The organism is Ferrigenium straubiae (assembly GCF_051257895.1).
Lineage (GTDB): Bacteria > Pseudomonadota > Gammaproteobacteria > Burkholderiales > Gallionellaceae > Gallionella > Gallionella straubiae.
Window position 1 is genome coordinate 1,672,901 of the sequence record NZ_CP194331.1, and the last position, 18,855, is coordinate 1,691,755.

Below are 18,855 nucleotides of genomic sequence, written 5' to 3' on the forward strand. Positions count from 1 at the left end.
CTCTCCGTTTCGTGATTAAAAAATCTCAAACCATATGAAGGCGTCACCTTCGCTAACGATTCTAAACAACTCCGCCTGCTTTGCCAATCAGCTTTTTGGCGGCAAGGCCATAACGCATTGCCGCCCTGACGCGTTGACAGCTTATTTCAGGGACAGGATGTATTTTGCCAGTGTCCTGCGATCCGCCTCGCTGATTTGCGGGCTGGGCGGCATCATCATGGCGCCCCATACCCCGCTGCCGCCCTTGGCGATCTTGTCCACCAACCGGGCTTCCGCTCCCGTATCGCCGCGGTATTTGGCCGCGACATCCTTGAAGGCCGGGCCGACAATTTTCTTGTCGACCGAATGGCAGGCAAGGCAATTGCTCTTTTTGGCCAGCTGCATGAAATCCGCTTCGGATACTGCAGGCGCGGGTTTAGCCTCGGCAGCAACCGGCGCCGGTTCGGCCTTCGCAGCCGGTGCCGGGCTTGCCGGGGCTGGAGCGGACTGCATGGCTTTTTCTGCGGGAGCAGGCTGCATCGCCTGTGCCGGGGCGGTGGCGGCCGGTTGCACAGGTGGCGCGGCGGCTGGCTGCTCCATGGCAGGGGCGGGTGGAGCGGGAGGCTGTTCCACGGCCGGGGCGGCAGCCTTGGGCGCAGGCGCTTCAGGCTGACAGCCATAGAGCGGGACAAACAGGGATACAAGCAAGATACTTTTCATGCGCATGATTTTCTCCTTGGAGTTGGGATTTTCAGAAAACCTTCACGATCCGGCACAGTGTTTGCCGTAAAGGCTGCCCGATTACTGCTGCAACCTTAAGCGGCATTGTCAATGTATTTGCGGTTTCCCGCAAACTTTATTCCTCTGCAGGCTGCCGCCGTGCGCCGCGAACCGCGCCGACAGCAAATACGCCTGCGCCCAACAGGATGAGCAGGAGATACTCATAGGCGAGGATGCCGCCGCGCAGGGTCAACAGGCTGTCCAACACGCCGAGCACCATCAGGACGAAGCCCAGTATCCTGGTCTTCACGCCTCGATTGCTGAATTTAGTCTCTTCCATGCTATGACTGTCAGGCGGCAGGCTTGGCGCTGCGCGCCCACCAGAGCAGGCCGCCTGCGGCCAGCGCCATGACCAGCAGCGCCGCAATGAGCGGACGGTATCCGGTTGCGGGTTTCAGCAGCAGCCAGTACCAGGTGGTCATGGTGTGCTTGGCACCCTTCTCGCCGTTGCTGCCATCCCACGCGGCGAACGCGATGGGGATAAATTTGCCCTCGGCAAACTGGATGTCCTGCGCTGGTGTGGGCGTCGCAAGCGGACGCATCATCAGCACCTTCCAGGTTCCGTCGCCGTAGCTCGCCCTGCCCTTAAGTCCAACCTCGGCCGCATCGCGCCGCTCGATCTCTTTGAAGCCGCGGCTGTTGGCGAGATGGATGCTCTCCGCGGCGTCCTTCGTACCGCTCTTCCACTGCCAGATATTCACCGGGCGTGATGCATCGCCCATGCCGAAATAGGGCTTGGCCATTCCCTTCGTGACCGTGACGGGAAGTTGCACGGCGACGCCATCCTCGGCGATCGGCGGGTCGGCAAGCTTCTCTGCGGCTTCGTCGCCGGGGATGCTCCGGGTGCGGTCGTCCCACTCGAGCAGGATCGCGATGGCCTTGTCGTTGTATAGCGCGCGCACCGTGATCGTGTCGTTGGACGGCGTGAAGAAGCGCTCTTCCGCGATGAGCTGCGGCACCAGGTAGAAGGTGGCCGCTTCGGTTTTCTCCCAGCGCACGTCGTCCGTGGTCTCGGGCAGGTCGCCCTCGACCCGGTCCGCCTTGACGACGGTGTTTTCCGCGGCGACCTTCCTGCCGGTCTCCGCGAGCGACGCCACGTAGTTGGCGACATACCAGCGCTCCTCGGCGGTGAGGCTCTTCTTGCTCTTCGGGTCGGCGAAGGAGGGCATCTCGGTGCCCGCGATGCCGGTGGAGATGCGCGCGAAAATATCTTTCGGATCGCTGCCGCCGCGATAGGTCCAAGGCTTGGTCAGGTTGCGCGGCCAGGTGCGCTCGCCGGCCTCGCCCTTGAGGCGCTTGCTCGCGCTGCCCTTGCCGGACTTGCCGTGGCATTCCACGCAGCGGTCGCCTTCTTCAAACAATTTTTTGCCCTTCGCTATGCTTTCGGCGGAGCTTGCGACCTGCTTGCCGAAATCGACCTGTTTTTCCGGCGGCTTGTCGTAACCGGCGAAGGTCTTGAGGTAGGCCACGAGGTTCCACATGTCCCGTTCCTTCAGCACATCGCCCCAGCCCGGCATCGCGGTGCCCGGCATGCCGTCGCGGATCATGCGGAAGATGTCGTCGTCGTTGGGCACCATATCCTCGAAACTTGAGGACTTGATCTTGTAGTTACCCGAGGTGAAGTCGCGCGGCGGCGGGTTGAGCAGGTCCTTCGCCGCGCCCGCGCCGTCGCCTTCCGCGCCGTGGCACCAGCCGCAGCGCTTCTCGTAAATTTCCTTGCCCTTAGCGGCATCGCCGGGTTTCGCCGCCGCCGTACCTGCTGCAAGCAACGCGGTGCAGAAAACGAAGAGAGCTAACTTGCTCATTCCCATGCCCTCGGCTGCCTGCCGGTGTAGTCATACAGGAACAGAATGACTTCCCAGATCTCCTCCTCGGTCAGGAAGTTTTCCCAGACCGGCATCGACGAAATCCACGGCGCGGCCTCGGCGGGCAAACCCGGTCCGCCGGTGGCGATGCGCCAGAACAGGAAGGATTCCTGCAACTGCGCGATGGTGCCCACGTCGCGGAAGTTGATCGGCGTGGGGTTCAGCCCCGCCGCGTACGGCCCCTTGCCGTCCAGCTTGTCGCCGTGGCAGTACTGGCAGTTCCTGATATAGACCTCGCCGCCCGCCTTGACCAGTTCGCGGTACTTCGCGGAGTCTTCCTTCTGGTATCTGCGCAGGGGGTTTTGCAGCGTAGCGAGGTTGTAGCTCTTGCCGTATGCCTTGAACTTCGAGGGCGGCGCGGGATGAATGGTGCGCAACTCCACCGGTGCCTCGTAACCGGGCTGCAGGCCCGCATAGGTGTAGTAGCCCGCGAGCAGCGGCACGATCACGAACACGATGTTGCGCAGTCTTCTCTTCGACGGGTCCTCGACCAGCGCCCGGATCGGCGCGACTAGCTCATGCGCCCCCTCGTCGGTGAAAGTGAACGCCATGAGTGCGCCGGACACCACGAAGACCATGTACATGGTGAGCAGGCTGCGGGGAATCAGCTGCCCGAGCAGCACGTCGAAGAGCAGGATGAAGCCGAAATACACGCCGAATACCATGAGGGCGAACTGCAACAGGCGGGGGATGCGTCTCTTCGTCATGGTCACTTTAATTTCGCGAGGTAGTTGACCAACATCTCCAGCTCCTGCGCCTTCATCTGCTCGCCGTAGTTCCTGGGCATCATGCCCGGAGCGTATCCTTTGGGAACTACCGCGTCGGGGTCGAGGATTGCCTGCCGCAGGTATTCCTTATTCTTCGTCGCACCGATCTTCGCGAGGCTAGGCCCCAGCGTGCCGGCCTGCCCGGCGACAACATGGCAAGCGCCACAGGTATGTTTGGCGATGACCTCTTCGGCTGTCTTCGGCGCGGCGGATTCTTCCGGGTTCGCGGTGGGCATCGCGGGAATGGCTACCGTGACCTCGGCTCCACTCGATTCCTGGAGGTAGGCGATCACAGCCACAATCTCGGCATCGGAAAGGCCGATGCCGCCGCCGGAGACATCGGGCATCGGGCTTTCGCTGTCGTTGCTTCCCGCCTTGCCGAAGCCGGGAACCACGTAAGCCGACGGCTTCACCAACGACTCGTGTAGATACTCCTCGACGGTTTTTGCCGCGCCCTTGTAGGCGGGATTCTTCAGGTTTTCCGCCGCAATCGCGCCTATTTTGTCGAGCAGCGGCGCGCGACCCATCGCGTTGTGGCACAGGGTGCAGGTGCCCTTGCCATTGTAGATTTTGCCGCCCAGTGCCACGAACTGCTCCATGGTCATCGCGCCGAGTTCCAGCTTCTCCTCGACGGGCGGCAGCTCGGGCTTGATCTGCGGAATCCCGAAGTTCGAATACGCCGTGAATCCGCCGATCATGAGCAGGCTGAAGCCGGAAACCTTAAGGAAATTGGTCATGCCGGCTTCTTCCAATAACCCCTGACAGGAGCGCGCCGGCTGTTGATCGCGTTCAGCCAGAAGATGAACATGACCATCGCCATGAACAGGATCGTACCGAGCGAGACGATGTTGGCCGCATAGCCGAGGTCGGGGGTGAAGGCATCGGGCGAGTTGTCGCGGAACACGTTGGTCACATGCCAGTGCTGGCGGATCGCGGAGCGCACATAGCCCATCAGACCCATCAGCCAGGTGAAGGCTACGGCCAGCAGGAACAGCGCGTATTGCGAGCGTGCGGGCATGCGCCCCCAGTGCAGCGGTGCGACCTCTTTCGCGCCCTTGTACATGAACGCGTCGATGATCGTGCTCGCGACGATGATGATCAGCGTGGTCAGCACCTGCGGAATCGAGGCCGCTACCTTGTAGACGTTGTTGGTGAAGTAGCCGTAATAGACGCCGAGCAGCGTGATGTTGATCAGGCCTGCGGTGAACAGTGCGACCTGCATCGCGTTGCCTGCCGCCACCCAAGATACGGCCGGAATCTTGTTCGCTCGCCGGTAGAACATGAAGCTCAGGAAGGTGAACACGATCAGGAAATTCACCGCGGTGTTCTTCGCCGGCATGATGCCGAGCGCCCCGAGGTACTGGTGGTACGGCCCGCCGAGGCTCTTAAGCTCGACGTTGGTGAGCACCAGCGTGTGCGGCGTGAACCACACGAGGAAGGCCGCGACCAGCACGACGGCGATGTACTTGATCCTCGGGTTGTAGCGGTGCGCGCCCTCGCTGCGCCCCATGCCGCACCACAGGTAATAGTTGGCCGACAGGAACAGCGCGCCGATCAGCACCGCCTGGATGATGAAGATCCACGCGAACACGCCGCCCATCAGGGTGATGCCCATCTGCTGGCTGTAGGCGTACATCTCGGCCGTGAGGTAGTAGCCCGCGAAGGGCAGCGGCAGCAGCGCCGCAATGGCGATGAAGTTGGCGTTGTAGCCTATCCAGTCGTAATGGGCGCGCTCCTCCTTGCTCCTGGCGCTGAGAAACTTGAAGGCGGCATAGGCGCCGATGATCGAGCCGCCGTACGCCACGTTGGCGACCAGCCGGTGGATGTTGATCGGGTTCCACAGAAAATTGTGGATCGCGGCCCAGGTGTCACCGTTGAACACGCCCGCCGCATCCACGGCCGCCGGGCTCATCATGAAGGTTGTCCAGGCATTAGCGAGGAACATCAGCGTGCAGCCGGTCGCGTTGAGCAACAGCCCGAGCGTCAGATGCACCCATTTCCGGTTGCCCCCCTGCAGCCAGTGCCAGCCGTAATAGTAGATGTACAGGATCGCGCTCTCGGCAAAGAACAGCAGCGCGTAGACGAACATGCTGCCCTTGAAGATCGTCGCGAGATAGGCGAACAAATGGGGATAGAGGAGCACCAGCACGAAGGTCAGCAGACCGCCGAGCAGCGCGGTGATCGAATAGGCCGTGATGCTGACCTTCATGAACTCGAAGGCCATCTGATCGTAGCGCTCGTCGCGCGTTGCCATGCCGATGGCCTCGATGATGAAGACGAAGATCGGCACCGCCAGCACGAACGCGCCGAACCATAGGTGCAACTGCGCGACCAGCCACACCGTGACGCGGGAATTCACGCCCTTGAAGGCGGGGTAGTCCGATGCGGACAGTTTGGGTGCGGGCGGGTAAGTTGCCGCGTTTGGAGTGGCGGCAGTGTCAATCGCCGTCGAAGCCGTCGCCGACAGGGTCGCTGCCGCCTCGGCTGCGTTTGCCGCAGGCGAAGCAAAGGGGAGGATGAGCAGGGCGCAAACAACCCATAAAAATGCCCAGCCGATTATTCTTGTAGTTCGTGTTGGCAAGATATATTTTCTGTAAACGCGCGCAAGCCTCAAGGTCGGTATATCAGCGCCAGCCCCTGCAGCTTCATCAAAGAGAAATCCAGGGCAAGGAACACGACGCCGAAGACGACGAGTGCGGCAATGAACGGTAACAAGTGAGCCCTCATGCTCACGCCCGCAGGAACCATGCGAAAAAAACGATCACAGCGATCAGTACCGACGTAAACAAGGCCGGTCCTGCCCAAGGGTATTTGGTTGCTTCCCCTTCATGTGTGTGGCTTTCATTAACGTTCATGCCGCTGCCATTCCCTTAGATGGTTGCTGCTAATTGCGAAGCCACCGGGAAGGAAGCCTTCCTTCCCCCGGCGTTGTTTTACCGACTACAGGACGAAGTAATACAGGATCAGGGCAATAAAGGCGACGTTCATCAGCATCCCGGAAAAAATGACAATATCCGCGTAGTGTTTTTTGTCCGGATATTTCATTCCCGTACCCTATTTAGCCTTGCAGTCGCAAAGCTTGCGGATGTATTTCACCAGACCTTCCACTTCATCCGTGCTCAAAGTTGTGCCCCAGGGCGGCATCAATGCCGACTTGCTGATGGACGGGCCGCCGTCCTTGATGACTCCCCGGAGGTCGTCATCGGTGCGTTTCGCTATTTCCGTGGAGTCGGTCAGGTTGCGCGGGTCGGTCGCGAAATCCTTGGTGACGTTGATGCCCCTGCCTTTGCCGTCAACCCCATGACACTGGGCGCAGTAGAAGTCATATACCTGCTTCGAGTCTGCCGCCTGCGCCGTACTCACTGCACCCAACGCCAGGCAGAGCACTGCTGCGATTGCTGTTATTTTCGACACGAGTCTCTCCCTCTCTTCGTATTATTCCAAAGAAGCCACATACGATGCGATGCTTTCCAGATCTCTCTTGTTGAGCACGCTGCCGAAATCGGGCATGTCGCGAACCGGCTTGAATGCCTTGATGTTCGCCAGGTACGCGTAAACCCAGTCCGGGTTCAGCCGCTTGCTGGCTCCGGCCAGGCTGGGCCCGCTCTTGCCGCCGTGCATCTCGCCCTTCACCGGATACTCATGGCATCCGCCGCAAGGCGCTTTCTTGGCGAAGATGTTCTTGCCCTGCGCGGACTCGGCGGGTTTGATTACGCCAGCCTTGACCTCAGAAGATTTCAGGCCCATCAGGAAGTCCGTGACCGCCGCCGCATCGCTGGCCGACAGCTTGGGATGATCGGCCGGATTCCTGTCGGTAAGCGAGTTGTATTTCAGCGGGCGGATCGGTTTGGGATTCTGCAGCCATGCCGCAAGCCATGGCTTCTGGAATTTGCTGCCGGCATACCACAGCTCCGGCCCCTTCTTCGCCAATTGGTCGGCTATCGTCTTTTCCTTCGCCGGGCCGTCGGTGTAATGACAACCTGTGCAGCTCTTCTTGAAAATCGCGTCCCCACCAGCCGCGTAGCCCGGTGCTGCTGCAACCAGCAAAGCCGCGCCGATGGAGACGGTAACTGCCAGCAATCTCATGTCGCACTCCTTTCCATTTCCGTGAATTCAAAAAGTCAATCGATACGAACCGCCGCCATTTTATTTTATTTTATTTTATTTTCGCTCCAATTCACTTGAGGATTTCGGGTATTTTCTTGAGGATTTCGGGTATTTTGGGAGCCTCCAGGCCGACGGGGATGCCCCAAAGATACCCGCAAATCCATGCTGCACGGAATCGATAATATCTTTTCCAAGGATAATACTATCAGCGGATGCAAAGCGGGAATTGACGAATGGCGGCTGGCGGCCTCCATCGCTTGACCGGGCAACGCCGGATGGGTTCTACTACTGGAACTGTAGCAGGCGGCCCGGACAAATATCCGGCAGGGCTAACCGGTGCGGCAGGAAATCCCGGCCAGATAAACGGAGCCACTTCCAGATTTCAGGAGAAAGTTGTGAAGCAATACAGCAAACGCATGGTAATCGCCCATTGGCTGACTCTGCTACTGGTATTCGTGGCCTGGTATCTCGGGGATGGAGTGGCAAAGGCTCGGCATGCGGAAGGCGCGACTCTGGTCGCATACTTTTCGCATGCACTGATTGGCATCTCGGTGCTGTTCCTGACGATATTGCGCCTGACTTTCCGTAATGTGGACGGCACGCCACCGCTGGTGAGCCAGGCGCTGATGGATTGGCTGGCCAAGGGAGTCCATCACCTGCTCTATGCCCTGCTACTGCTGATGCCGGTAGTCGGCTTTATGACTTTTCTGACCAGCAGCGTGGGCCTGGCTTTGCTGTCTGGCGACACCATTCTGCTTCCCAAGGAATATACCGGTGCCGCCTTAATCCCTCGCACGACGCATGAGATATTGATGTATGGGCTGATCGTGGTGGTGGTAGTGCACATAGCGGGAGTAATCAAGCACCAGTTCATCATGAAAGATGGCATTATGGAGCGGATGTCGCTGCGCAGAAAAAAATGATTGGCACCGGGTGATTGAGTCTTGCATCCTCCTCCGGATTGCAGGGAAGCGCAGCGCCTGACAATATGCTTACGGCTTAAGTAAAAAGATGATTCGCATGAACCCCCAGGTTGCCCAGGCCGTTACCGAAGAATTACGCCCATCATCCGGCGCCTGCCCGCATCAACGCATCCTGGTCGCACTGGATTCCTCAGACCATGCCAACGCCGCGCTGCGCGTAGCGGCGGAACTGGCGGGATTGGCCAATGCCTCCGTGATCACCGGCTCCCATGTGTACGCCGCCAAGCTGCACGACATGCGCTTCCGCCAGATGGAAGGCGGCCTGCCCGAACAGTTCCGGCAGGAACATGAACTGGAACGCCAGCGCGATGTGCACGACGACCTGATCACCCGCGGTCTGGCTATCATCACCGACTCCTATCTCGACCAGGCCGCAACCCATTGCGATCAACTCGGCATCGACTTCAGGCGTTGCTCGCTGGAAGGAAAAAATTACCGCGCGCTCGCGCGGGAAACCAATTCCGGCGCTTATGACCTGCTCGTCATGGGCGCCCTGGGGCTCGGCGCCATCCAGGGCAGCCGCCTGGGGAGTGTATGCAAACGGGTGGTGCGGCGTTCAAACATCGATACCCTGGTTATCAAGGAACCCGGCCGTTCAATCAAGGAAGGCCCGATCGTCGTCGCGGTGGATGGCTCATCCAAGGCGTATGGAGGCTTGGTGACTGCGTTGACGTTGGCCAGACACTGGCAAGTGCCCGTCAATGTCATCGCCGCCTTCGATCCCTATTACCACTATGTCGCGTTCAATCGCATCGCCAGCGTGCTGTCCGAAGAGGCGGGCAAGGTCTTCAAGTTCAGGGAGCAGGAAAAACTGCACGAAGAGATCATCGATTCGGGATTGGCCAAGATATACGACGGCCACCTCGCGGTCTCGCGTTCGATGGCCAAAGATTTTGGCGTCGAAATAGAAACCGAACTGCTGGCCGGCAAGCCCCACGACGCCATCGAAAAATATGTCAGGAAGATCAAGCCCTCGCTGCTGATCGTTGGCAAACTGGGCATCCATGCCGACGACGAGCTCGACATCGGCGGCAACAGCGAGCACCTGCTGGAAAACATCGACTGCGCGATCCTGCTCGGCATGCGCGAGCATCAGCCGCAAATCGATGTCGTCTCCGGCGTCACCACCTCCTGGACCCATGAAGCCGAAGCCAGGATGGAGCACGTGCCCTCCTTCGTGCGCAACATGGCGCGCATGGCCATCCTGCGCTACGCGCAGGAACACGGCCACACCGTCATCACCCGGAAAATCGTGGATGAGGCAACCGCCCAGCTCATGCCGAACCGCGCGGAACAGGCCATGGAAGAAATCGTCGCCGCCTACGATGCCGGAGACCTGAAGCGCAAACCCAATGCGGAAGATGCCCTGCGCTGGTCAGAAGAAGCCGTCGCGCTGCTGCGCGGCATCGAAAACCTCGCTGTGCGCGGCAACCTCAGCATGCGCGCCGAGAAAAAAGCCCGCCAGGAAAAAAGCAACGGGGTGGAAGCCAGGCACTTGCAGCCGTTCCTTACCGACGAAGCGCCGGACGATGCGCAGCCCGCAACATTCTCAATCCACTGGCAGACCGCCGCGCTGGCACGCCTGATGCGCGTGCCCGAAGGCTTCATGCGCGAAAAATGCAAGCAGAGCATCGAGAATTTTGCGCGGCAGAATGGCTATACCGAAATCACCCTGGAGGTGGCGGAAAACGCCCTCAGGCTGGCCCGCAGCGAAATGGAAAAAACCATGCAGGAACAAAGCGCGCCAGATTCCAAACCGGCGCAGGGTGGATGCCCGTTCGGCCACGGCAAAAAAGCAAGGAACCCTCAAGGCCCGGGCCGATAGCGCAGACCGACTTTGGATTGGACAAGAAAGGCAAAAGCCAGGACATCCCGCCCGACCGTCCACTTCCGGCGCATTGCGAACGGCCGGCCAAGCCGCCCTGGATAACCATGTACCTGTTCCGGTTGAACAAGCCCCCGGGAAATGCTAGTCTTCCCGCCACAAATCATGGCACTTTCCGATTACATCCTCACCTTCGGCCAGCACCTGCTTGAGCAGCACGGCCAACGGATCCACAAGATTGCCCTCGACGCCGGTTTCACCTGCCCAAACCGGGACGGCGCCAAAGGCATCGGCGGCTGCACGTTCTGCAACAACAGCTCGTTCAGCCCCAACGGACCCGAACAGAAAACGCTGGAAACGCAGCTGGACAGCGGGCGGAGCGCCATCTCGAAGCGGACGCGCGCGAAGAAATACCTTGCCTATTTCCAGGCCTACACCAACACCTATGCCGACGTGGCGGAGCTGGATGTCATGTATCGCCAGGCCATGACCCAGCACGACATCATCGGCCTTTCGGTCGGGACGCGGCCGGATTGCGTGTCCGGCGCAGTGCTCGACCTGCTCGCCGGATACCGCGACGAAGGGCGCATCGTGTGGCTGGAGCTCGGCCTGCAGTCGGCTTTCGACGAGACCCTGCGCCGCGTCAACCGCGGCCACGGGCTGAAGGAATACCGCGAGGTGGCCATCGAGGCGCGGCGGCGCGGCATCCCCCTGTGCACTCACCTGATTCTCGGCCTGCCCGGAGAAGACGAGTCGCATTATCATGCCAGCCTCGACACCGTGCTGGACATTGGCGTGGACGGGCTGAAGCTGCACCCGCTGCATGTAGTGAAGCACACCGTGCTGGCAAATCAGTGGCGGCGCGGCGAATACCGGCCGCTGCAGCGCGAGGAATATATCCGGCATGCCTGCGACCTGATCGAGCGCACGCCGGAGCACATCGTGTTCCATCGCGTTACCGGCACCGCGCCGAAGGATATCCTGCTAGCGCCGGAGTGGTGCTCGCAGAAATGGAACGTGCTCAACGGCATCGAACTGGAACTGGCGCGGCGCGGCCGTCGCCAGGGGAGCCTGGCCGGAACGCCCTGGATTAGAGAGGAAATACTGGATGCAGCGTAAGATCGAACTAGTATGCCCGGCGGGCAGCCTGCCGGCGCTGAAAACGGCAATAGACAACGGCGCGGATTGCGTCTACATGGGGTTCCGCGACGACACCAACGCGCGCAACTTCACCGGCCTGAACTTCGGCGTCGACAACGCGAAGGAAGGCGTGCGCTATGCCCACGCCAAGGGCAGGAAGGTGCTACTGGCGCTGAATACCTACCCGCAGGCCGACGGCTGGCAGCGTTGGACATCGGCCATCGACCATGCCGCCGAGCTGGGCATGGATGCGGTAATCCTCGCCGATCCAGGGCTGATGCAGTATGCCGCGAAGACTCACCCCAACCTGCGCCTGCATCTTTCGGTGCAGGGCTCGGCGACCAACTACGAGGCGATCAATTTCTACCACGAGATGTTCGGCATCCAGCGCGCCGTGGTGCCGCGCGTGCTGGCGCTGGCGCAGGTCGAGCAGCTGATGGCCGGCACCCAGGTGGAGATCGAGCTGTTCGGTTTCGGCGGGCTATGCGTGATGGTGGAGGGGCGCTGCGCGCTGTCCTCCTACGCCACCGGCGATTCGCCCAACACGCGCGGCGTGTGCTCGCCGCCCAAGGCGGTGCGCTGGGAGGAAACGCCCAAGGGGCTGGAATCGCGTCTGAACGGCATCCTCATCGACCGCTACGATGCCGGCGAGAACGCCGGCTACCCGACCCTGTGCAAGGGTCGCTTCGACGTGGAGGGCGAAACCTATTACGCCATTGAGGAGCCCACCAGCCTCAACACCCTGGAACTGCTGCCGGAACTGGTGCGCATGGGCATCGCCGCGATCAAGATCGAGGGGCGCCAGCGCAGCCCCGCCTACGTCGAGCAAGTCACCAAGGTGTGGCGTCAGGCCATTGACAACTGCCTGCGCGATGCCGGAGCGTTTGCCGTCAAACCGGCATGGCAGGCGGAGCTCGGCAAGGTGTCTGAAGGGCAGTCACAGACGCTCGGCGCGTACTATCGTCCCTGGAAATAAGATATGAAGCTAGCTCTCGGCCCCGTCCTCTACTATTGGGATCGCGACACCATGCTCGGGTTTTACGACGAGATGGCCAGCGCGCCCGTGGACATCATCTACCTCGGCGAAACCGTCTGTTCGCGCCGCCACCTGCTGCGCCTGCAGGATTATCTGGACATGGCGGAACGGCTCACCGCCGCCGGCAAGGAAGTGGTGCTCTCGACGCAGACGCTGATCGAGTCCGAAAACGACCTCAAGACGCTGCGCAAGATCGCCGAAAACGAAAATTTCCGCGTCGAGGCCAACGACATGGGTGCGGTGCGCCTTCTGGCGAACAAGATGCCGTTCGTGGCAGGCCCGTTCCTGAACATCTACAATCCGCAGACCCTCGACATGCTCACCGGACTGGGTGCAACACGCTGGGTGATGCCACTGGAAATGTCGCGCGAGGCGCTGGTCTCGATCAACAACAACCGTCAGACGAAGCTGGAAACCGAGGTATTCGCCTACGGCCGCCTGCCGCTGGCCTTTTCGGCACGCTGCTTCACCGCGCGCCACCACAACCTGCAGAAGGACGACTGCCAGTTCAAGTGCCTCGATTACGAGGACGGCCTCGCCCTGAAGACCCGCGAGGGCCAGCCCTTCCTGAACCTGAACGGCATCCAGACCCAGTCGGCGCTGGTGCATAACCTGATCGGCGAACTCGATTCCCTGCAGGGCGCAGGGGTAGATGTGGTGCGGGTCAGCCCGCAGGCGCACCATAGCGGCAAGATACTCGGCCTGTTCCGTGAAAGCATGGAGCAGCGCCTGACGCCCGAACAGGCCTTGGCACAGATCAAGGACCTGATGCCGGCCGCGTCCTGCAACGGCTACTGGCACGGCAAACCCGGCCTCGATTTCATCCGCGACTAGAGTGAGGTGATCGCATGAAGCCCTTCCTGATTCCGCAACCTGTCGGCAACCTGATCTCGCTGCTGCCGCGCTACCCCCACTCGCTGATTTTTGCGCGCGCCATCAACCTGGCGCTGGGCGACAGGCTGCACGACGAGACCTGGCAGCCCCTGCACGGAAAACAGGTCTGCATCCGCGTCAAAGATGCCGGCCTGACCTTCCACTTCACCCTCGGCGCACAGGGGCTGCTCGCGCGGCACGCGGTCTCCCGCCCCGACCTGTCCATCAGCGCCAGCGCGCAGGATTTTTTCCTGCTCGCGCTGCGCAAAGAAGACCCGGACACGCTGTTCTTCAGCCGCCGGCTGGTCATGGAGGGAGATACCGAAATGGGGTTGCTGGTGAAGAACACGCTGGATGCGATGGAGCTACCGCCGCTGGATTTGGGCGCCCTGCTGCCGGTGCGCCTGCTCAACAAACTCCGTACGCGCCTGCTGGCGTAATTCAATTATTCGTCTATTCGGTTATCAGAAAAAAGGGCGCGATAAATCGCGCCCTTTTTCTGCCACTGTAAAAACCCGGTTCAGTTTTCCAGATAGTCCACCAGGATGCCGCTGGTCAGGCGCAGGCGCTGGCTGATCAGTTGCGCGATCTTGAACAGCAGTTGCGCCGAAAGCGCGGGCTTGTCGCGCATGATCTGCATGAAGTTTTCCTGGGTCAGCACGGCCAGTACCGACGGCGCAACGACCACCGCCGTTGCTGAGCGCGGCTCGCCGTCCACGATGGTCATTTCGCCCAAGCTACGGCCGGGAAGGATCGTGGTAACGGTCTTGTCCACGCGCCGGTTGTCTTCCTTGTGAACCTCGAGCTTGCCTTCGAGCACGACGCACATGAAGTCCCCCTTGTCGCCCTCGCGGAAAAGTACTGCGCCTGGGGCGGCGCGATATATCTGTAGATACTCAGACAACGCCTTGATTTGCGCCCACTCGAGATCCTTGAACATCTGCACGTTCTCGAGCATGGCCGCAATCCGATCCGAAGACGTCGTTCCCGACTGGGGATGCTGGCGCCGGTCTGGAGTCGCGCCTGCGGCTTGCTGGCGGCGCTCCGGAAACAGCTTGCCGGGCTCCAGCATCTCAAGCGACGCCAGGGATGATTTTGCGCTATCCAATGCCACGATTCGCCGTTCCGTTTTCCATCAGGTGTTCTGCACCACCACTTTCGGGAACACGGCGCTGCGGTTCTGCGCCATGTCCGCGATCTTGACCGCGATGCGGCGCGCGATCTGCTTGTATACCTTCGCGACCTGGCCGTCGGGATCGGCGACCACCGTCGGTTTGCCGGAATCGGTCTGTTCGCGGATGCGGATGTCCAGCGGCAGGCCGCCGAGAAACTCGACGTTGTAATCGGCGCACATCTTCTCGCCGCCGCCCGATCCGAAAATATGCTCCTCATGCCCGCACTTGGAACAGATGTGCGTGCTCATGTTTTCCACGATGCCGAGGATCTTGATGCCGACCTTCTCGAACATCTTGAGTCCCTTGCGCGCATCCATCAGCGCGATGTCCTGCGGCGTGGTCACGATCACCGCGCCGGTGACCGGCACCTGTTGCGCCAGCGAGAGCTGGATGTCGCCGGTGCCGGGTGGCAGATCGACAACCAGGTAATCCAAGTCGTCCCAGCGCGTCTGGCGCAGCAGCTGTTCCAGCGCCTGCACGACCATCGGGCCGCGCCAGATCATCGGCGTGTCGTCGCCGCCGATGAGGAAGCCGATGGACATCGCCTGCAGGCCGTGATTGATCATCGGCTCCATGAAGTGGCTGCCGTCCGTATTGGGCTGGCCGGAAATACCCAGCATGGTCGGTTGCGAAGGCCCGTAGATGTCGGCGTCCAGCATGCCGACGCGCGCGCCCTCGGCGGCCAGCGCCAGCGCGATATTGACCGCGGTGGTGGACTTGCCCACCCCGCCCTTGCCGCTCGCCACCGCGATGATGTTGCGCACGCCGTCCACCAGCTTCGCGCCGTGCGGCACCGCGTGCTGCACCACCTTGCTGGTCACGTTGGCGCTGACGCTACTGCCCGGCAATGCCGCCTTGAGATGCGCTTCGATCATGGCGCGTATCTCGTCCAGCACGCTCTTCGCGGGGTAGCCGAGCGCGATATCCACCGACACGTTGTTGCCGTCGATCTTGACGCTCTTCAGGGATTTGCCGCTGGCGAAATCCTTCTGGGTATTCGGGTCGATCAGATTCTTCAGTGCGCCTTGCACATCAGCTTCGCTAAAACTCATCATTTACTCCTGAAATCATTTGAAAAACTGAAAACCGGTGCCAATCTGCCCGGCTATTCTAACTCAATGGCTGCAGCCGCCACTCCCGCAACCGCCTTTCTGGGGCTCCGGCTCGCTGCCGGGCTCGCGGCTTCCGCCCGCAGCAGCCAATTTCTCCAGATACTCCTGCCACAACTCGGCCTGATGCTTGCCCAGATTGTAGAGATAATCCCAGGTGTAAAGGCCGGAGTCGTGACCATCGTCGAAGACGATCTTCATCGCATAATTGCCGACCGGCAAAACCTCAAGCACCTTCACATCCCTCTTGCCGACCTGCAGGGTCTCCTGGCCGACGCCATGCCCCCTCACCTCGGCCGACGGCGAGTGCACCCGCAGAAACTCGTAGGGCATTTGAAAGCATGCGCCATCGTCAAATGCGATCTCGAGCGCGCGGGATTGCTGATGTAATTTAATTTCCGTAGGGTGTCCTGACATGATTCCAAATTCCGTTGGTAGTGAAAAACCGCGCCGCACAGCAGGCGCCAATCAACCTGAATAGCAATTTTGCGACGGGAAAATATTAAGTTGCGATGGTGCTGCGATGACTCATACAACCAAGCAAAAACACAGGCAAGTCACTATACGCAACTCGCGCGGGAGCATCAAGACCGGATGTCCCTGATTGGGACGATGTTATTGGCCGTTATCGCCCATCTTTTCGCGGTGAACCGCCCGGCAAGGTTAACCGCAGCCGCGTTTTAGTTCGGTGCGAGGTGCGCAGGGTGATAAAATCGCGCTCCAAAATTTTCCGAAGTCAGGTTTTTAATGCTTTCCACCGCAAACATCACCATGCAATTTGGCGCCAAGCCGCTTTTTGAAAACGTCTCCGTGAAGTTCGGCGACGGCAACCGCTACGGCCTGATCGGCGCGAACGGCTGCGGCAAGTCCACCTTCATGAAGATCCTCGGCGGCGACCTGGAGCCGTCTTCCGGCAACGTGATGCTGGACAAGAACGAGCGCCTCGGCAAGCTGCGCCAGGACCAGTTCGCCTACGAAGATATGCGCGTGCTGGACGTGGTGATGATGGGTCATAGCGAGATGTGGGCGGCAATGAGCGAGCGCGACGCGATCTACGCCAACCCGGACGCCAGCGAGGAAGACTACATGCGCGCCGCCGACCTGGAGGCGACCTTTGCCGAATACGACGGCTACACCGCCGAGCCGCGCGCCGGTGAACTGCTGCTCGGCGTGGGCATCGCCATCGAGCTGCACAACGGCCCGATGCGCGAAGTCGCGCCCGGCTTCAAGCTGCGCGTGCTGCTGGCGCAGGCGCTGTTCTCCAACCCGGACATCCTGCTGCTCGATGAACCGACCAACAACCTCGACATCAACACCATCCGCTGGCTCGAAGACATCCTCAATGCGCGTAACTCGACGATGGTCATCATCTCGCACGACCGCCACTTCCTGAACAGCGTGTGCACCCACATGGCCGACCTCGACTACGGCAGGATCACCGTGTATCCGGGCAATTACGACGACTACATGTTCGCCTCGACGCAGGCGCGCGAACAGCAGTCCGCCGACAACGCCAAGGCCAAGGAAAAGATCGCCGAGCTGAGGGCCTTCGTCGCGCGCTTCTCGGCGAACGCCTCCAAGGCGCGCCAGGCCACCTCGCGCGCGCGTCAGATCGACAAGATCAAGGTCGAGGACATCAAGCCCTCCAGCCGCCAGTACCCGTTCATCCGCTACGAATACGACGAACGCGAGAAGCTGCACCGCACCGCGGTGGAGGTGCAGCAGATGGCCAAGGGCTTCGACCGCATGCTGTTTTCCAACGTGAATTTCCGCATCGATGCGGGCGAGAAGGTTGCCATCATCGGCCCGAACGGCATCGGCAAGACCACGCTGCTGCGCTGCCTGGCGGGAGACCTCGAACCCGATACCGGCACCATCAAGTGGGCGGACAAGGCCAAACTCGGCTACTACGCGCAGGACCACGCGCACGAGTTCGCCGAGGACAAGACCCTGACCGACTGGATGACCTACTGGCGCGGCCCGCACGATGACGACCAGGTGGTGCGCGGCACGCTCGGGCGCCTGCTGTTTTCCGGCGACGAAGTGAAGAAAAGCGTCAAGGTGCTGTCCGGCGGCGAGAAGGGGCGCATGCTGTTCGGCAAGCTGATGCTGCAGCGCCCCAACGTGCTGCTGATGGACGAGCCAACCAACCACATGGACATGGAATCCATCGAGTCGCTCAACACTGCACTGCTGGAATACAAGGGCACGCTGATCTTCGTCAGCCACGACCGCGAGTTCGTCTCCTCGCTCGCGACGCGCATCATCGAGATTTCCGCGAAGGGCGTGACCGACTACCATGGCACTTACGAAGAGTACCTGCGCGACCAGGGAATGGCACTTTAACCGATAGGAACCAACATGGCCGAACACCGCTATACGCTGACACTCTCCTGCCCGGACCGGGTCGGCATCGTCGCGGCGGTGAGCGGCTTTGTTGCGCAGCATGGCGGCTTCATCGTCGAGGCGAGCTACCATACCGATCAGGAGACGCAGCGGTTTTTCATGCGCCAGGAAATCCGCGCCGACTCGCTGCCGTTCGATGCGGCGGGATTGCGTACGCGCTTTGCCGCGCTGGCAGAACAATTCAGCATGGACTGGCAGGTCAGCGATTCCGCCGTAAAAAAACGCGTGGCGGTACTGGTCAGCAAACAGGATCATTGCCTCAACGACCTGCTGCACCGCTGGCGCAGCGGCGAGCTGGAAGTAGAGATTCCCTGCGTGATCTCCAACCATGAAGACCTGCGCGGCTTCGTCGAATGGCACGGTATCCCGTTCCATCATGTCGCCATGCAGGACAAGGCTGCGGCCTTTGCAGAAATTGCGCGCCAGTTCGATGAAACGCGCGGCGACGTGATGGTGCTGGCGCGCTTCATGCAGATCATGCCGCCGGATTTATGCGCCCGCTATGCCGGGCGCATCATCAACATCCACCACAGCTTCCTGCCCTCCTTCGCGGGCGCCAAGCCCTACCACCAGGCCTACCACCGCGGCGTGAAGCTGATCGGCGCGACCTGCCATTACGCGACCGCCGAACTGGATGCCGGCCCGATCATCGAGCAGGACACCACGCGCATCGACCACGGCGACACCGTGGAAGACATGGTGCGCTACGGCAAGGATATCGAAAAAACCGTGCTGGCGCGCGGCCTGCGCTATCACGTCGAGGATCGCGTGCTGGTGTGCGGCAACAAGACCATCGTGTTCCGTTGATTT

Annotated in this window: 18 protein-coding genes and 1 pseudogene; 8 read left to right on the top strand and 11 right to left on the bottom strand. The window is 60.8% G+C overall.

Going from position 1 to position 18,855, the window contains the following annotated elements:
* Positions 1-141: 141 nt before the first annotated feature.
* The 8 genes from ACRRNM_RS08010 to ACRRNM_RS08045 all read right to left on the bottom strand — a co-directional run bounded on the left by ACRRNM_RS08010 (position 142) and on the right by ACRRNM_RS08045 (position 7,477).
* Complete coding sequence (locus ACRRNM_RS08010) at positions 142-699, bottom strand: c-type cytochrome (protein ID WP_435627705.1); 558 nt, start codon at positions 697-699, stop codon at positions 142-144.
* Between the two features lie 136 nt (positions 700-835).
* Positions 836-1,039 carry a hypothetical protein gene (locus tag ACRRNM_RS08015; protein ID WP_435627706.1) on the bottom strand — a complete coding sequence of 68 codons (204 nt, stop codon included), beginning with the start codon at positions 1,037-1,039 and terminating at the stop codon, positions 836-838.
* 10 nt (positions 1,040-1,049) lie between these two features.
* A complete protein-coding gene (locus tag ACRRNM_RS08020) occupies positions 1,050-2,564 on the bottom strand; it encodes an ethylbenzene dehydrogenase-related protein (protein ID WP_435627707.1) in 1,515 nt (504 codons plus the stop codon).
* Positions 2,561-3,331 (bottom strand): c-type cytochrome, encoded by a 771-nt coding sequence (locus tag ACRRNM_RS08025; protein ID WP_435627708.1) that lies wholly within the window; start codon positions 3,329-3,331, stop codon positions 2,561-2,563. Before ACRRNM_RS08025 ends, ACRRNM_RS08020 begins: the two co-directional genes overlap by 4 nt.
* Positions 3,332-3,333: 2 nt before the next feature.
* Complete coding sequence (locus tag ACRRNM_RS08030; protein ID WP_435627709.1) at positions 3,334-4,128, bottom strand: c-type cytochrome; 795 nt, start codon at positions 4,126-4,128, stop codon at positions 3,334-3,336.
* Positions 4,125-5,972 (bottom strand): cytochrome ubiquinol oxidase subunit I, encoded by a 1,848-nt coding sequence (locus ACRRNM_RS08035; RefSeq protein ID WP_435627710.1) that lies wholly within the window; start codon positions 5,970-5,972, stop codon positions 4,125-4,127. Before ACRRNM_RS08035 ends, ACRRNM_RS08030 begins: the two co-directional genes overlap by 4 nt.
* A 473-nt stretch (positions 5,973-6,445) precedes the next feature.
* The gene (locus ACRRNM_RS08040; protein WP_435627711.1) at positions 6,446-6,805 is read right to left on the bottom strand and encodes a c-type cytochrome; all 360 of its coding nucleotides are present in this window, start codon (positions 6,803-6,805) and stop codon (positions 6,446-6,448) included.
* 21 nt (positions 6,806-6,826) lie between these two features.
* Positions 6,827-7,477 (bottom strand): c-type cytochrome, encoded by a 651-nt coding sequence (locus ACRRNM_RS08045; RefSeq protein ID WP_435627712.1) that lies wholly within the window; start codon positions 7,475-7,477, stop codon positions 6,827-6,829.
* 254 nt (positions 7,478-7,731) lie between these two features.
* Here ACRRNM_RS08045 and ACRRNM_RS08050 point away from each other — a divergent pair, with 254 nt between their 5' ends.
* From ACRRNM_RS08050 to ubiT, 6 genes and pseudogenes are all read left to right on the top strand, one after another.
* On the top strand, positions 7,732-8,421 hold the full coding sequence (locus ACRRNM_RS08050) for a cytochrome b (protein ID WP_435627713.1): 690 nt from the start codon (positions 7,732-7,734) through the stop codon (positions 8,419-8,421).
* Positions 8,422-8,518: 97 nt separating this feature from the next.
* Positions 8,519-10,306, top strand: a complete 1,788-nt coding sequence (locus ACRRNM_RS08055) for a universal stress protein (protein ID WP_435627714.1) — start codon at positions 8,519-8,521, stop codon at positions 10,304-10,306.
* A gap of 165 nt (positions 10,307-10,471) precedes the next feature.
* Positions 10,472-11,425: a TIGR01212 family radical SAM protein gene (locus ACRRNM_RS08060; protein WP_435627715.1), complete on the top strand. Its 954-nt coding sequence runs from the start codon at positions 10,472-10,474 to the stop codon at positions 11,423-11,425.
* A complete protein-coding gene (ubiU, locus tag ACRRNM_RS08065; protein WP_435627716.1) occupies positions 11,415-12,422 on the top strand; it encodes a ubiquinone anaerobic biosynthesis protein UbiU in 1,008 nt (335 codons plus the stop codon). The genes ACRRNM_RS08060 and ubiU overlap by 11 nt, the downstream gene beginning before the upstream one ends.
* A gap of 3 nt (positions 12,423-12,425) precedes the next feature.
* On the top strand, positions 12,426-13,316 hold the full coding sequence (locus tag ACRRNM_RS08070) for a U32 family peptidase (protein ID WP_435627717.1): 891 nt from the start codon (positions 12,426-12,428) through the stop codon (positions 13,314-13,316).
* 14 nt (positions 13,317-13,330) lie between these two features.
* Positions 13,331-13,739, top strand: a pseudogene (gene ubiT, locus ACRRNM_RS08075) (ubiquinone anaerobic biosynthesis accessory factor UbiT); the annotation flags it as partial.
* Between the two features lie 136 nt (positions 13,740-13,875).
* On the opposite strand, the gene ACRRNM_RS08080 reads toward ubiT, so the two are convergent.
* The 3 genes from ACRRNM_RS08080 to ACRRNM_RS08090 form a co-directional block, all read right to left on the bottom strand.
* Entirely contained in the window at positions 13,876-14,469 is a 594-nt protein-coding gene (locus ACRRNM_RS08080) for a cyclic nucleotide-binding domain-containing protein (protein ID WP_435627718.1), read from the bottom strand.
* 21 nt (positions 14,470-14,490) lie between these two features.
* Complete coding sequence (apbC, locus tag ACRRNM_RS08085; protein WP_435628657.1) at positions 14,491-15,582, bottom strand: iron-sulfur cluster carrier protein ApbC; 1,092 nt, start codon at positions 15,580-15,582, stop codon at positions 14,491-14,493.
* 63 nt (positions 15,583-15,645) lie between these two features.
* The gene (locus ACRRNM_RS08090) at positions 15,646-16,056 is read right to left on the bottom strand and encodes a gamma-butyrobetaine hydroxylase-like domain-containing protein (RefSeq protein ID WP_435627719.1); all 411 of its coding nucleotides are present in this window, start codon (positions 16,054-16,056) and stop codon (positions 15,646-15,648) included.
* A gap of 330 nt (positions 16,057-16,386) precedes the next feature.
* On the opposite strand from ACRRNM_RS08090, the gene ACRRNM_RS08095 reads away from it, so the two are divergent.
* Together ACRRNM_RS08095 and purU are read left to right on the top strand one after the other, a co-directional pair.
* Positions 16,387-17,985, top strand: coding sequence for an ABC-F family ATPase (locus ACRRNM_RS08095; RefSeq protein WP_435627720.1), 1,599 nt, complete (start codon positions 16,387-16,389; stop codon positions 17,983-17,985).
* 15 nt (positions 17,986-18,000) lie between these two features.
* Positions 18,001-18,852 carry a formyltetrahydrofolate deformylase gene (gene purU, locus ACRRNM_RS08100; RefSeq protein ID WP_435627721.1) on the top strand — a complete coding sequence of 284 codons (852 nt, stop codon included), beginning with the start codon at positions 18,001-18,003 and terminating at the stop codon, positions 18,850-18,852.
* The last annotated feature ends 3 nt before the right edge of the window (positions 18,853-18,855 follow it).

What these genes read in the sequence shown, in the direction of transcription:
- ACRRNM_RS08010 (WP_435627705.1), bottom strand. Translation starts at nt 699, where the DNA reads ATGAAAAGTATCTTGCTTGTATCCCTGTTTGTCCCGCTCTATGGCTGT.
- ACRRNM_RS08015 (WP_435627706.1), bottom strand. Translation starts at nt 1,039, where the DNA reads ATGGAAGAGACTAAATTCAGCAATCGAGGCGTGAAGACCAGGATACTG.
- ACRRNM_RS08020 (WP_435627707.1), bottom strand. Translation starts at nt 2,564, where the DNA reads ATGAGCAAGTTAGCTCTCTTCGTTTTCTGCACCGCGTTGCTTGCAGCA.
- ACRRNM_RS08025 (WP_435627708.1), bottom strand. Translation starts at nt 3,331, where the DNA reads ATGACGAAGAGACGCATCCCCCGCCTGTTGCAGTTCGCCCTCATGGTA.
- ACRRNM_RS08030 (WP_435627709.1), bottom strand. Translation starts at nt 4,128, where the DNA reads ATGACCAATTTCCTTAAGGTTTCCGGCTTCAGCCTGCTCATGATCGGC.
- ACRRNM_RS08045 (WP_435627712.1), bottom strand. Translation starts at nt 7,477, where the DNA reads ATGAGATTGCTGGCAGTTACCGTCTCCATCGGCGCGGCTTTGCTGGTT.
- ACRRNM_RS08050 (WP_435627713.1), top strand. Translation starts at nt 7,732, where the DNA reads ATGGCGGCTGGCGGCCTCCATCGCTTGACCGGGCAACGCCGGATGGGT.
- ACRRNM_RS08055 (WP_435627714.1), top strand. Translation starts at nt 8,519, where the DNA reads ATGAACCCCCAGGTTGCCCAGGCCGTTACCGAAGAATTACGCCCATCA.
- ACRRNM_RS08060 (WP_435627715.1), top strand. Translation starts at nt 10,472, where the DNA reads ATGGCACTTTCCGATTACATCCTCACCTTCGGCCAGCACCTGCTTGAG.
- ubiU (WP_435627716.1), top strand. Translation starts at nt 11,415, where the DNA reads ATGCAGCGTAAGATCGAACTAGTATGCCCGGCGGGCAGCCTGCCGGCG.
- ACRRNM_RS08070 (WP_435627717.1), top strand. Translation starts at nt 12,426, where the DNA reads ATGAAGCTAGCTCTCGGCCCCGTCCTCTACTATTGGGATCGCGACACC.
- apbC (WP_435628657.1), bottom strand. Translation starts at nt 15,582, where the DNA reads ATGAGTTTTAGCGAAGCTGATGTGCAAGGCGCACTGAAGAATCTGATC.
- ACRRNM_RS08090 (WP_435627719.1), bottom strand. Translation starts at nt 16,056, where the DNA reads ATGTCAGGACACCCTACGGAAATTAAATTACATCAGCAATCCCGCGCG.
- ACRRNM_RS08095 (WP_435627720.1), top strand. Translation starts at nt 16,387, where the DNA reads ATGCTTTCCACCGCAAACATCACCATGCAATTTGGCGCCAAGCCGCTT.
- purU (WP_435627721.1), top strand. Translation starts at nt 18,001, where the DNA reads ATGGCCGAACACCGCTATACGCTGACACTCTCCTGCCCGGACCGGGTC.